Here is a 13,251-nt window from a genome sequence, read left to right on the forward strand (position 1 = left end):
CACTGATCATTTGCAGGGTTGTAGCGTCTGACTTTTTGTGGGTAAGGTGCATAGTCGCACCACAAAGGGTGAACCCCGGAACACGGAGCCGGGGACACGGATTTAACCAAGGAGATATTTCATGACGAACGTCATCACTTTCCCTGACGCCCATGAACGTGATCGCCTCAAGTCCAGTGACCACCACGGGTTGAGATACCTGAACAAGAAAGAGCGACAACTGATCGACCGCCTGCGCATGACCAGTCACGCCGGCCGCCAGTATGTTTACGACTACGCTAGCATCATGCAGCGATCCAAGCCGCTGTACCCCGAACCGGTGGACTGACGCGGCTCACTCGGGACACACGCCGGTTCAGCAGAGGTTCAGTACAACGCCAGGGGGTGTGGGCCTATAGTGGGCAGATGTTTCTGTCTTCAGGTAAGCCTCATGCCCACTGCAACGCCTGTCCCTTCGCCTGCGGAACCGGGCACGCCCGCCGCCAACGCGCCGGTGGATCACCTGCGCTTTCACAAACGCCACGCGCACCTGGCGCCGACCTTTGGCACCGATGCCTTCGCCCTCAAGGCCGAGGCGTTCGCGCGCTTCTTCGGCACACCCACTTTTCTCGGCGCACAGACGCTGCTGGTGTTGCTGTGGGTGGGCGCCAACCTGAGCGGGCTGGTGTCGTTCGATCTTTACCCCTTCATCTTGCTCAATCTGGCATTCAGCCTGCAGTCGGCCTATGCCGCGCCGCTCATTCTATTGGCCCAGACCCGACAAGCCGCCCGGGACAAGGCCAGTGCCGATGCCGACGCGGAGCACCGTGAAGCGCTGGCGACGGCCAACGAAGAGCGTATGGCCCGCGCGGCGCAAAACACCGCGCAGATGCTCGAGCTGCTGGAGCAGAACACCCGACTCACCGAAATGACCAAAGCGCTGACCGAACGGGTGGAAGCGCTGACGGCGGACATGCACAAGCATTTCGTAAAGCGGGATGGGCATGTTTGATCTGAGGTTCATGTGCTAGCGCGCTTCCATCACGGCCGGCGGCGCACGTGTAATCTGGAGTCAGACGCGATACCTGTGGGAGTGAGCTTGCTCACGAAGGCATTGGCACATCCGCAGAATTTCCTGTGGCTGAACCAAGGTCTTCGTGAGCAAGCTCACTCCCACAGGATCTTCATTTCCTACAGGCATCGCAGCGTCTGAGGAGAGGCGCGGCCCCTGCGGAAATCACATTTCACTGAACGATCAAGCTCACGCGCTGCCCCAAACTCCATGGCATTCATGATCCCCCGTCAAAAGTCCCGTGCCCGCGCTGTGGTTTTTCCCTGCCAGCCGACGCGGGATACTGGGCATCTGATTCGTACCTCCCCTTCCCCCTTGAACCCTGGAGTCTTCCCATGACTGTTCCCGCATTTGGCCTCGGCACCTTTCGCTTGAAAGATCAGGTCGTCATCGACTCGGTCAGCAACGGCCTGGAGCTGGGCTATCGCGTGATCGACACCGCGCAGATCTACGGCAATGAAGCCGAGGTCGGTCAGGCCATCGCGCAAAGCGGCGTGCCCCGTGACGAGCTGTACATCACCACCAAGATCTGGACCGACAACTTCGCCGCCGACAAGCTGATCCCGAGCCTGAAGGAAAGCCTGACCAAGCTGAAAACCGATCACGTCGACCTGACGCTGATCCACTGGCCATCGCCGAAAGGCCAGGTGCCGGTCGCCGAATTCATGGGCGCGCTGCTGGAAGCCAAACAGCAAGGCCTGACTCGCGAGATCGGTATCTCTAACTTCACCGTCGCGCTGATGAAAGAAGCCATTGCCGCGGTCGGCGCCGAAAACATCGCCACCAACCAGATCGAGTTGCACCCCTACCTGCAAAACCGCACCGTGGCCGATTTCGCCAAACAGCACGGGATCAAGATTACGTCGTACATGACCCTGGCCTACGGCGAAGTGCTGAAGGACCCGGTGATCGAGCAGATCGCCCAGCGCCACAATGCGACGCCTGCACAAGTGACGCTGGCGTGGGCGATGCAGCTGGGTTACGCGGTGATCCCGTCGTCGACCAAACGCGCCAATCTGGAAAGCAACCTGAAAGCCGTGGACCTGAAGCTCAGCGAAGACGACATGGCGCAGATTGCCCAGCTGGACCGCGGTCATCGCCTGACCAGCCCGGCCAGCCTCGCGCCGCAGTGGGATTGATGTCAGCCCTGATTCTGGCTTCGGCCAGAATCACCCCAATCAGCGCCCCTTAATAACGCAGCCGAACCATAAACAGGCGCCCTACCTGGCCCTTTCCTGAAATTGGTTCGCTTACCGCCTGAACCAATCCCGCCCCTCCCCGCGAACCAGACTTCCGAACCATTGCCGATTGGCCCGAAGCGCCGGGAGCATGCCTGACCGCACGCCCGGCCATCGGACCTTGCCAGTGAACCAATTTCCATTGGCATCGCTATTGCACTCGTCCTCTGTAGCCAGGCCCTGCTTCATAAAGCCTCTGGCCTCCGGTTCACCCCGTGACGAGAGACGCAGATGGACAGCATCGACACCGACGCAACCCACGACACTTCGTCGAAGATGGCCCTCGACGCGCTGCGCCAGTTGGTTGCGCAGCAGGCGGCGTTTCCCCAGCGACCGTTACCGACCGAGCGCGACCTGGCAGTGGATTTCGGCGTCAGTCGCCGGGCCATTCGCCGCGCCTTGGCGGTGCTCGAAGCCGAGGGTCATATCTGGCGGCGGCAGGGCAAGGGCACGTTCGTCGGCCCTACCCCGCCGAGCGCGGCCATGAGCTTTGCCAAGCTGTCGAGCCGGACCAATTTCAGCGAAGTCATGGAAGCCCGTATCTATCTGGAGCCGGCGCTCGCTTCACTGGCCGCATTGCGCGCCAGCGGCGAACAGATGGCGATCCTGCGCCGATTGGCCGAGCGCACGACCCATCAGCAACACGCCAGCGAACCCGACGCCGAAGGCATCGAGCTGTGGGACAGCGCCTTGCATCGCGGGATCGCTGAAGCCGCCGGCAACCGGCTGATGCTGGACATATTCGAAATGCTCGACGCGATCCGGCTTGATCCGGCATGGCGCGACCTGCGCCAACGCGCCCGCAACACCGACCGCCTGAGCACCTACAGCCACGATCACCACGACATCATCGGCGCCATCGAAAGTCGCGACCCGGCCAAGGCCGCCACCGCCATGCGCGGTCACCTGCGTGCGCTGCAACAGGCGCTCGATCACGTCATCCAGCAAGACCTCGAGGCCAGCGTATGAGTGCTTCACCCGCGAACACCCCATCGGTATTGAGCGTCAGCGACCTCACCGTGCGCTTCAAGGATGCCCCGGCCAACGTCGTCGACGGCGTGTCGTTCGCCATTCAGCCGGGCAAGACCCTGGCCATCGTCGGCGAGTCCGGCTGCGGCAAAAGCGTGACGTCCATGGCATTGATGGGCTTGCTGCCCGACACCGCGACGGTCCAGGCCAGTGCTTCGAACCTGCTGGGCGAGCCGCTGCTGGGCATGTCCGACGAGCGCCTGCTGGATGTGCGCGGCAATCGCATGGCGATGATCTTTCAGGAGCCGATGACCTCGCTCAATCCGGTGTTCACCATCGGCGATCAGATTGCCGAAAGCGTGATTCGCCACCAGGGCCTGTCCGCCAGCGCCGCCCGCCAGCGCGCGCTGGAAATGCTGGAAAAGGTCCGCGTGCCCGACGCCCTCCAGCGCCTTGATGCCTACCCCCACGAGCTGTCCGGCGGCATGCGTCAGCGCGCGATGATCGCCATGGCGCTGGCCAATGACCCCGCGCTGATCATCGCCGACGAACCCACCACCGCCCTGGACGTGACCATTCAGGCGCAGATTCTTTCGCTGGTCGCCAGCCTCCAGGCTGAAACCGGCACCTCGATGATGCTCATCACCCACGACCTCGGCGTGGTCGCCGAAGTGGCCGACGAGGTCATCGTGATGTACGCCGGCCGCGTCGTCGAAAGCGGTTCGGTCAAAACCCTGTTCGATGATCCGCAGCACCCCTATACCATCGGCCTGATGGGCTCGATGCCCTCGGTCGGCCCTCGCGAGGGGCGTTTGGCAACGATCAATGGGCGCGTCCCGACACCGGCTGAAATGCCCACCGGTTGCCGTTTCGCCAGCCGTTGCCCGTTTGTCATCGCCGCCTGCCGGGAAGCTCGCCCACCGTTGTTGGAAGTCTCCGCCGGGCATTTCGCCGCCTGCATTCGCGTGCCACTTGAACAGCATCTGGGAGTCAGCGCATGAGCCTGTCCGGACAACCCATCGTCGATGCCGGGAGTGCTGATTCGGCCCTCGAAAAGCCGATTCTGGAAAGCATCGCGGTGAGCAAGCACTTTCACAGTGAAGCCGGACTGTTCCAGCGCAAGAAGCCCCCGGTGCAGGCGGTCAACGAGGTTTCCCTGGCCGTGCGCCGGGGCGAAACCCTGGCGCTGGTGGGTGAATCGGGCTCGGGCAAATCGACCCTGGGCCGGGTGCTGCTTAACCTGCTCAAACCGACCGCGGGCGACGTCATTTATGAAGGCCGCAACCTCGGTAATCTGCCCGCCGACAAGCTGCGTCAGGTGCGCCGGGATCTGCAGATCATTTTCCAGGACCCGTTCGCCTCGCTGAACCCGCGCATGAGCGTGGAATCGATCATCGGCGAGCCGATCTGGCTGCACCGGGACGACAGCCGCAGCGCGCGTCAGGACAAGGTCGCCGAGCTGCTGCGCACGGTGGGACTGGCGCCGGAGCACGGCAGCCGCTTTCCCCACGAATTCTCCGGCGGTCAGCGCCAGCGCATCGGCATCGCCCGGGCGCTGGCTTCGGAGCCACGGCTGATCCTCGGCGACGAGCCGGTGTCGGCGCTGGACGTCTCGGTGCAGGCCCAAGTGGTTAATTTGCTGGAAGACCTCAAGCACCAGTTCGGCCTGACCCTGCTGATCGTCGCCCACGGCCTCGCGGTGATCCGCCACATGAGCGACCGCGTGGCGGTGATGTACCTCGGCGAGATCGTCGAGCTGGCGCCGGTCAACGCGCTGTTCGAAACGCCGTTTCACCCTTACACCCAGGCGCTGATGGCCGCCGTGCCGGTCAGTCACCCGGACCTGCGTCGCCCGCGCCCGCTGCTCGGCGGTGACATGCCAAGCCCGAGCAAGCCGCCGTCCGGTTGCCGTTTTCACACCCGTTGCCCCCACGCCAAGCCGCTGTGCCGCGAAGTGAAGCCGCTTTTCGAAACCGTCGAGCCGGGGCGTCAGGTGGCCTGCCATTACTGGCGCGAAATCGCCAACGCCGGCGCCGGTTCGCTGATCGTGCCGACGCCCAGCGCCGCCTACAGCCAGCGCCTGAACCTGTTCAAAAGCCATCAAGCCCTTTCTCTGGAGAGTCAGCCATGAAATTCGCCCACCTGATGACAACCACGTTGTTGCTACTCGCTGCGAATGCGGCTGTCGCCGAAACCACCTTGCGCATCGGCATTCAGGACGACCCTGACATGCTCGACCCGCACCGCTCGCGGACCTACTCGGGGCGTCTGGTCTACACCGCGCTGTGCGACAAGCTGGTGGACGTCAATCCTGATCTGACCTACGCGCCACAACTGGCCACCGCCTGGAATTGGAGCGAGGACGGCAAGACGCTGACCATGACTCTGCGCGACGGCGTGACCTTCCACGACGGCGAGGTGTTCGACGCCGCCGCCGTGAAGTTCAACCTCGACCGCGCCCGCACCCTGCCCGACTCCCTGCGCAAGAGCGAACTGGCGTCGGTGGACAGCGTTGAGGTGATCGACGCGAAAACCGTGGCGATCAAGGTCAAGCAGCCCGACGCGACGCTGATCTCGCAACTGTCGGACCGCGCCGGGATGATGCTCGCGCCCAAGGCTTCGGCGACCGACGTGGCCTCCAAGCCGGTGTGTTCCGGGCCGTACAAATTCGTTCAGCGCGTGCAGCAGGACCGCATCGTGCTGGAGCGCTTCGACAACTACTGGAACAAGCAGGCGTACCACTTCGACAAAGTGATTTTCCTGCCGATTCCGGACACCTCGGTGCGCCTGGCGAACCTGCGTTCCGGCGACCTGGACATCATCGAACGCGTCGCGCCCACCGACGTGAAGACCGCCAAGGCGGACAGCCACGTGCAGGTGTTCAGCACGCCGGGCCTGGGCTACATGCAGTTGATGTACAACACCAACAACGGCGACAAGGCCAACAACCCGCTGGGCAAGGACAAGCGCGTGCGCAAGGCCTTCGAGCTGGCCATCGACCGTGACGCGATCAATCAGGTGGTCTTCGAAGGCCTGTACGCACCGAGCGCCCAACCGTTCCCGAAAAACAGCCCGTATTACGACAAGGATCTGCCGGTGCCGACCCGCGACGTCGAAGCCAGCAAAAAACTGCTCGCCGAAGCCGGCGTGAAGACGCCCCTCAGCGTCGAGCTGAAAGTCGCCAATAACCCCATCGCCCAGCAGGTCGGCCAGATCATTCAGGCGATGGCCGAAGAGGCCGGCTTCAAGGTCAATCTGATCGCCACCGAATACGCCACGCTGCTCAGCGAGCAACAGACCGGCAACTTCCAGATCGGCATGAGCGCCTGGTCGGGTCGTCCTGATCCGGATGGTGATATCCACCAGTTCGTGACCTGCAAGGGCGGCCAGAACGACGGGCATTTCTGTGACCCGAAACTCGACGAGCTGCTGAACAAGGCGCGCACCGTGAATGATCAGGCCCAGCGTCAGGCCATCTACTTCGAGGCCCTGCGCCTGCTCGCCGAAGACGTGCCGACCAGCTACCTGTATTTCGATCCACGAATCATCGCCATGCGCAGCAACCTCACCGGTTTCGTGCCCAATCCCGATGGTTTGATTCGCTTGAACAACGTCGCTTTCAAATGACAGCGGCGCCCGTGGACTACCGCTTCGGCCGCGAGGATTCGTCATGCTGACTTTCATCCTGCGACGCCTGCTCAGTGCCATTCCGACGCTGATCCTGGTTTCGCTGTTCGTCTTCACCCTGCAAAAGCTGCTGCCCGGTGATCCGGTCCAGGCCATGGCGGGTGAAGAGCGCGACCCGGCGGTGATGGAATACCTGCGCGAGAAATACCGGCTCAACGACCCGCTGCCGCTGCAATACGTGCACTGGGTCGGCAATGTCCTGCAGGGCGACTTCGGCACCTCGCTGCGCACCGAACAACCGGTGACCGTGCTGCTGGCGTCGAAGCTGCCGGTGACCATCGAGCTGGCGGTGCTGGCGTTGATCATCGCCTTGGTGATCGGCATTCCCACCGGGGTGATTTCGGCGGTGCGCAAGGGCACGTCGGTGGACTACGCGGCCAACGTGTTCGCCCTGTCGGGGATCTCCATTCCGCACTTCTGGCTGGGGATTCTGTTGATCATGATCTTCGCCGTGAAGCTGCAGTGGCTGCCGGCTTCGGGCTTCGTGCCGCTGGGTGAAGACGTCGGGCAGAACCTGAAAACCCTGATCCTGCCGGCCTTCGTGCTGGGCGCCGGGCTGTCGGGCGTGCTGATGCGCCACACCCGCAGCGCGATGCTCGAAGTACTGCGCGCCGACTACGTGCGCACCGCGCGTGCCAAAGGCCTGTTTCCGCGCACGGTAATTCTGAAGCACGCCTTGCGCAACGCGCTGATGCCGATCGTTACGCTCACCACGCTGCTGTTCGGTGAATTGCTCGGGGGCGCGGTGCTGACCGAGCAGGTCTTCAGCATTCCCGGCTTCGGCAAGATGATTGTCGATGCTGTGTTCAACCGCGACTACGCCGTGGTGCAAGGCGTGGTGCTGTGCGTCGCGATCGGCTTCCTGCTGCTGAATCTGCTGGCCGACGTGCTCTACCGCCTGATCAATCCGCGTCTGAGGACTGCCTGATGACTTCGATTGCGACCCATCCTTCAGCGCCGCTGAACGCGCCGTCCCAGGCGCCGTTGAGAGAACCATTGCGGCCGCGCACCCGTTCGCCGTTCGTGAAGAAATTCCTCGCCAACAAGGGCGCGGTGGTCGGCGCGGTGGTGCTGATCGTCTTCATTCTTGCCGCGCTGCTGGCGCCGTGGATTGCGCCCCATGATCCGCTGAAAGCCAACTTCCTCGCCGTACGCAAGGCGCCTTCGCTGATCTACTGGCTGGGCACCGACGAGCTGGGCCGTGACCTGTTTTCCCGCCTGCTCTGGGGTGCGCGCAGTTCGCTGCTGGCCGGCGGGGTTTCGGTAGCGATTGCCATGGTCATCGGCGTGCCGCTGGGCCTGTTGGCCGGTTACTTCGGCGGCAAGCTCGATGCGGTGATTTCCCGAATCATGGAAGCGCTGCTGTCGTGTCCGTTTCTGGTGCTGGCGATTGCCCTGGGCGCGTTTCTCGGCCCGAGCCTGAGCAACGCGATGATCGCCATCGGGCTGTCGGCGATGCCGATCTTTTCGCGCCTGACCCGCGGTCAGGTGCTGGCAATCCGTCACGAAGATTACCTGGAGGGCGCCCGCGCCATCGGCCTGCCGGATCGCTGGATCATCCTGCGCTACGTGCTGCCGAACGTGCTCTCACCGCTGGTGGTGCAAGCAACACTGACCATCGCTTCGGCGATCCTGGCGGAGGCGAGCCTGTCGTTCCTCGGCCTGGGTCAGCAACCGCCCTCGCCGTCCTGGGGCTCGATGCTCAACACCGCAAAGAACTTCATGGAACAGGCCCCGTGGATGTCCATCGCCCCGGGCGTGGCGATCTACATCACCGTGCTGTGTTTCAACCTGCTGGGCGACGGGCTGCGTGATGCCCTCGACCCGAAAAGCTGACGGATTTATGCCAAAGGGCTCGAAAGCTGCGCCTCGATAACCAATCAACTGCCAAGAAGAGAACGACTGCATGTTCGATGATCTGGATTACAGCCAACCCTACGCGTCCGCCCGCTCGCCGGTGATGGGCAACAACATGGTCGCCTGCTCGCAACCGCTGGCCGCACAGGCCGGGCTGGACATGCTGCGTCAGGGCGGCAACGCCGTTGATGCCGCCATCGCCGCCGCCATGGTGCTGACCGTGGTCGAACCCACCGGCTGCGGCATCGGCAGCGACGCCTTCGCCATCGTCTGGGACGGCAAGACGCTGCAGGGCCTGAACGCCTCGGGCCGCTCGCCGAACGCCTGGACGCCGGAGCATTTTGCCGGTCAGCAGGAAATGCCCCAGCGCGGCTGGGCCTCGGTGACGGTGCCGGGCGCGGTATCCGCCTGGGTCGCGTTGTCCGAGCGCTACGGCAAGCTGCCCTTCGCCACCCTCGCCGCGCCCGCCATCGGCTATGCGCGGGACGGTTATCAGGTCACGCCGATCATTGCCGAACTGTGGCGGCGCGGCGCCGGGCTGTTGAAGGATCAGCCGGGCTTTGCCGAGTGCTTTCTGCAAGGCGGCAAAGCGCCAAAGGCCGGGGAGAAAGTCACGCTGAAAGATCACGCGAAAACCCTGGAGCTGATTGCTCAGACCAAGGGCGAAGCGTTCTATCGCGGCGAGCTGGCCCAGGCGATGATCAGCCACGCCAACGCCAATGGCAGCGTCATGAGCCTTGAGGATCTGGCGAACCACCGGGTGGACTGGATTGATACCTTGTCGGTGCCGTACGCCGGAGCCTTGGTCCACGAGCTGCCGCCGAATGGTCAGGGCATTGCCACGCTGGCGGGTCTGGGCATCCTCGAAGCGCTGGGCGTGGGCGAACAGCCGGTGGACAGCGTCGAGACCGTGCACCCGGTGCTGGAAGCGATGAAGCTGGCGCTGGCCGACCTCAACCAGCACGTCACCGACAACGATCACATGCGCGTCGCCGCTGAACACATGCTCGACCCGGCCTACCTTCGCGACCGCGCGGCATTGGTCGGCGAACAGGCGCAAGACCCGCTGCATGGCGCGCCCAAGGCCGGCGGCACGGTGTACCTGTCGGCGGCGGACGAGAGCGGGATGATGGTCTCGTTCATCCAGTCGAACTACATGGGTTTCGGTTCCGGTGTGGTGGTGCCGGGCACGGGCATCAGCCTGCAGAATCGCGGTGCGGGTTTTACCCTGGACCCTGATCACGTCAACACCGTTGCACCGGGCAAGCGGCCGTTTCACACCATCATTCCGGGCTTCGTGATGAACGCCGACGGCACGCCGTTGATGTCCTTCGGCCTGATGGGCGGGCCGATGCAAGCCCAGGGGCATTTGCAGATGATGCTGCGCATTCTTCGCTACAAGCAGAACCCGCAGGCCGCTGCCGACGCGCCGCGCTGGCGCATCGAGTCAGGTCTGAAGGTCGCGGTGGAGCGCTCGTTTGATCCGCAGGTGATCGAAGCGCTGCGCGCCAGGGGTCACGATGTGGAGGTTGAAGACCCGAGCGGCGTGTTTGCGTTTGGCGGCGCGCAGATCATCCAGCGCACGGCCCATGGGTATGTGGGCGGGACCGATCCGAGGAAAGATGGGTTGGTGGCGGCGTATTGATCCGGCGCTAGCTCGGTAGCGGCCCCTTCCCGGCTAAAGCCGGTCCCACTAACTGCATGCGTTGTGTCAGTGGGACCGGCTTTAGCCGGGAAGAGGCAGGTCCTGCTGACAGGGCTGTTGCGGCTAACGCAACTCCCGATCCTCAGCCAGACACCACCGCAACAATCCCCACTACACTCAACACCATCACCGTGCAACCCAGCACCGCCACCTCACGCAACGGCGGTGGAATGCGCTCTTGAGTCATCCCTCGGGCGCTTTTGCGGTAGCGGGCGTTGAGGCCGATCTGGATCATGATGCCCGCGATCAGGGAAAGGATGACCGGCAGCAGGGCCACCCACCCAAACGGCGGAATCCAGCGCAGGAACAACAGGCACACGCCGATCAACGTCAGCAGCGTGCGGCGCCAGGCCAGCAGTGTGCGTTCGGGTTGCAGGCCGGGATCGTCGTGGCGCAACGGCGTCGACGGCACGGCATGACCGCGCCGGTTCACGACACGCCGTAAATCAGAAAGACGATCAGCCCCGCCGCCACCAGTGCGCCCCCCATCGACAGAATCGGCACCAGCACCGGTAACGGCAGCGGCTTGCGTTGACGCATCGCCCGCTCGACTTTCAGCCAGCGCACGCAGGCACTGGCGCTCACCAACAAGGCCAATACCAGCAACGACAGGGCCACAGCCCGACGCAGGCCGGGGCTGAACACGTCGCTGGTGAAGGCTTCGACCGCAATGCCACCGGCCAGGAACGCCAGCGCCGTGCGGATCCAGGCAAGAAAGGTGCGTTCGTTGGCGAGGGTGAAGCGCGGGTCAGGCTCGCAGCCGCCACCGAGCAGCGAAGCCGACAGCCGATCACGCTCCGGCGGCGTAACAGGGGCATGGGCGGGAGGGATGACGTTGCCGGGCTCGGGGGAATTCATGTCGCACCGTGGTCGGGTAGATGCGACGGATCATACCGGTCATGCCCGGGAAAGGCCCGTGTCCACAGCGACATGGGGTTGTCTGTTGGCGCAGCGCGGGGTTTCTCGAATAGGGCCATGCGCCGATATTCGTGGCGACGACAAGCGTGTGGGAGTGAGCTTGCTCACGAAGAGGCCGGTACAGCCGTTGCATCTTCTGTGACTGGAACGCCGCTTTCGTGAGCAAGCTCACTCCCACAGGATTTGCATCTATCGCACAATATCCAGCGGCAAGTGATGAACGTGTGGGAGTGACCGGGGTGGCGCTCCACCTTGCTCACGAAGGGGCCAGTACATCCGCTAAATCTTCAGCGGTTGAAACGCAGCCTTCGTGAGCAAGCTCACTCCCACAGGGTCTATGTTTGCTGCGCCACCGTGCAGCATCCGTGAGGCGGAGTGACCAACATTTAAATCATCTGTTGGCAGCCAGCTCCACCCACACTGCGCCATCGGGATACTGATACCGTTCCAGCGTTTCGGCGTGCATTTCGATGCTGTACCCCGGCCGTTGCGGCGGCATGTAGCGGCCGCGGCGGATGACCACCGGATCAAGGAAATGCTCGTGCAGGTGATCGACGTATTCCAGCACGCGTTTGTCCAGGGAGCCCGATACGGCGATGTAATCGAACAGCGATATGTTCTGCACGTATTCGCACAACCCGACGCCGCCACCGTGGGGGCACACCGGGATGTCGAATTTGGCCGCCATCAGCAGCACGATCAACACTTCGTTCAGCCCGCCCAGCCGGGCCGCGTCGAGCTGGCAGAAATCCAGCGCGCCGGCCTGGAACATCTGTTTGAACATCACCCGGTTGTGGCAATGCTCGCCGGTGGCCACGCCAATCGGCGCGATGCGCTGACGGATCGTCGCGTGGCCGAGGATGTCATCGGGGTGGGTCGGTTCTTCGATCCACCAAGGCTCGAACGCCGCCAGCCGGCGCATGTTGCTGATCGATTGCTCGACGCTCCAGACCTGATTGGCGTCCATCATCAGCGTGCGTTCCCAGCCCAGTTCGTCCCGCAGGATCGCGGCGCGGCGCATGTCTTCTTCGATGTCCGAACCGATCTTCTGCTTGATGTGGGTCCAGCCTTCGGCCACGGCTTCGCGGGCGAGACGGCGCATCTTCTCTTCCGAATAACCCAGCCAGCCCGGCGCGGTGGTGTAGCCGGGATAGCCCTCCTCCCGCATCTGCGCCTCGCGCTTCGCTTTGCCGGGCACTTGCCGACGGAGCAGCGCGATGGCCTCTTCGGGGGTGATGGCGTCGGTGACGTAGCTGAAGTCCAGGCATTTCACCAACTGCTCGGGGGTCATGTCGGCCAGCAACTTCCACACCGGCTTGCCCTCGGCCTTGGCCCACAGGTCCCACACCGCATTGACCAGCGCGGCGGTGGCCAGATGGATCACGCCTTTTTCCGGCCCCAGCCAGCGCAACTGGCTGTCGCCTGCGGTGATGCTGTGCCAGAAGCCGCCCATGTCCGCAGTGATCGATTCCAGGCTCAGCCCCACCACGCAGGGCGCCAGGGAGTGAATCGCTGCCGCGCAGATTTCGTTGCCACGGCCGATGGTGAACGTCAGGCCATGGCCCTCCAGCCCGTCGGAGGAATCGGTGTGCAGCACGACATAGGCGGCGGAATAGTCCGGCGCGCTGTTCATCGCGTCGGAGCCGTCGAGGGACAGTGAGGTGGGGAAGCGGATGTCGCGGACGGAAATGGAGGTGATCTGCATAGTGGGCTCTTATTGTTTGTGGCAACGCATACCTGTAGGAGTGACCGGGGTGGCGTTCCACCTGGCTCGCGATTGCAGCGTGCCAGTCAACGCTTCAGTACCTGATCAATCGCAATCGCGA

The 13,251-nt window shown here is 63.5% G+C and carries 13 protein-coding genes; 10 read left to right on the plus strand and 3 right to left on the minus strand.

Going from position 1 to position 13,251, the window contains the following annotated elements; translation table 11 throughout:
• Nucleotides 1–121: 121 nt before the first annotated feature.
• The 10 genes from ACYASU_RS11155 (at nt 122) to ACYASU_RS11200 (ending at nt 10,447) form a co-directional block, all read left to right on the plus strand.
• Nucleotides 122–328: a hypothetical protein gene (locus tag ACYASU_RS11155; protein WP_065993044.1), complete on the plus strand. Its 207-nt coding sequence runs from the start codon at nt 122–124 to the stop codon at nt 326–328.
• A 102-nt stretch (nt 329–430) separates the two neighbouring features.
• Nucleotides 431–991 (plus strand): DUF1003 domain-containing protein, encoded by a 561-nt coding sequence (locus ACYASU_RS11160; RefSeq protein ID WP_463582824.1) that lies wholly within the window; start codon nt 431–433, stop codon nt 989–991.
• A 395-nt stretch (nt 992–1,386) separates the two neighbouring features.
• Nucleotides 1,387–2,190: a 2,5-didehydrogluconate reductase DkgB gene (gene dkgB / locus ACYASU_RS11165; RefSeq protein ID WP_463582825.1), complete on the plus strand. Its 804-nt coding sequence runs from the start codon at nt 1,387–1,389 to the stop codon at nt 2,188–2,190.
• A 330-nt stretch (nt 2,191–2,520) separates the two neighbouring features.
• Complete coding sequence (locus ACYASU_RS11170; RefSeq protein WP_065993032.1) at nt 2,521–3,258, plus strand: FadR/GntR family transcriptional regulator; 738 nt, start codon at nt 2,521–2,523, stop codon at nt 3,256–3,258.
• Nucleotides 3,255–4,259, plus strand: coding sequence for an ABC transporter ATP-binding protein (locus ACYASU_RS11175; protein WP_463582826.1), 1,005 nt, complete (start codon nt 3,255–3,257; stop codon nt 4,257–4,259). The genes ACYASU_RS11170 and ACYASU_RS11175 overlap by 4 nt, the downstream gene beginning before the upstream one ends.
• On the plus strand, nt 4,256–5,389 hold the full coding sequence (locus ACYASU_RS11180) for an ABC transporter ATP-binding protein (protein WP_463582827.1): 1,134 nt from the start codon (nt 4,256–4,258) through the stop codon (nt 5,387–5,389). Before ACYASU_RS11175 ends, ACYASU_RS11180 begins: the two co-directional genes overlap by 4 nt.
• On the plus strand, nt 5,386–6,885 hold the full coding sequence (locus ACYASU_RS11185; RefSeq protein WP_463582828.1) for an ABC transporter substrate-binding protein: 1,500 nt from the start codon (nt 5,386–5,388) through the stop codon (nt 6,883–6,885). The genes ACYASU_RS11180 and ACYASU_RS11185 overlap by 4 nt, the downstream gene beginning before the upstream one ends.
• Nucleotides 6,886–6,928: 43 nt before the next feature.
• Nucleotides 6,929–7,873, plus strand: coding sequence for an ABC transporter permease (locus ACYASU_RS11190; protein ID WP_037011865.1), 945 nt, complete (start codon nt 6,929–6,931; stop codon nt 7,871–7,873).
• On the plus strand, nt 7,873–8,781 hold the full coding sequence (locus ACYASU_RS11195) for an ABC transporter permease (protein WP_369306443.1): 909 nt from the start codon (nt 7,873–7,875) through the stop codon (nt 8,779–8,781). Before ACYASU_RS11190 ends, ACYASU_RS11195 begins: the two co-directional genes overlap by 1 nt.
• A gap of 70 nt (nt 8,782–8,851) precedes the next feature.
• Nucleotides 8,852–10,447: a gamma-glutamyltransferase family protein gene (locus tag ACYASU_RS11200; protein ID WP_463582829.1), complete on the plus strand. Its 1,596-nt coding sequence runs from the start codon at nt 8,852–8,854 to the stop codon at nt 10,445–10,447.
• A 142-nt stretch (nt 10,448–10,589) separates the two neighbouring features.
• Here ACYASU_RS11200 and ACYASU_RS11205 read toward each other — a convergent pair whose 3' ends face one another.
• From ACYASU_RS11205 to ACYASU_RS11215, 3 genes are all read right to left on the minus strand, one after another.
• Complete coding sequence (locus ACYASU_RS11205) at nt 10,590–10,940, minus strand: DUF202 domain-containing protein (protein WP_463582830.1); 351 nt, start codon at nt 10,938–10,940, stop codon at nt 10,590–10,592.
• Nucleotides 10,937–11,365, minus strand: a complete 429-nt coding sequence (locus ACYASU_RS11210; RefSeq protein WP_463582831.1) for a YidH family protein — start codon at nt 11,363–11,365, stop codon at nt 10,937–10,939. Before ACYASU_RS11210 ends, ACYASU_RS11205 begins: the two co-directional genes overlap by 4 nt.
• 451 nt (nt 11,366–11,816) lie before the next feature.
• On the minus strand, nt 11,817–13,130 hold the full coding sequence (locus tag ACYASU_RS11215) for an L-fuconate dehydratase (RefSeq protein WP_463582832.1): 1,314 nt from the start codon (nt 13,128–13,130) through the stop codon (nt 11,817–11,819).
• Nucleotides 13,131–13,251 lie beyond the last annotated feature (121 nt).

The organism is Pseudomonas sp. HP_12, assembly GCF_055283955.1.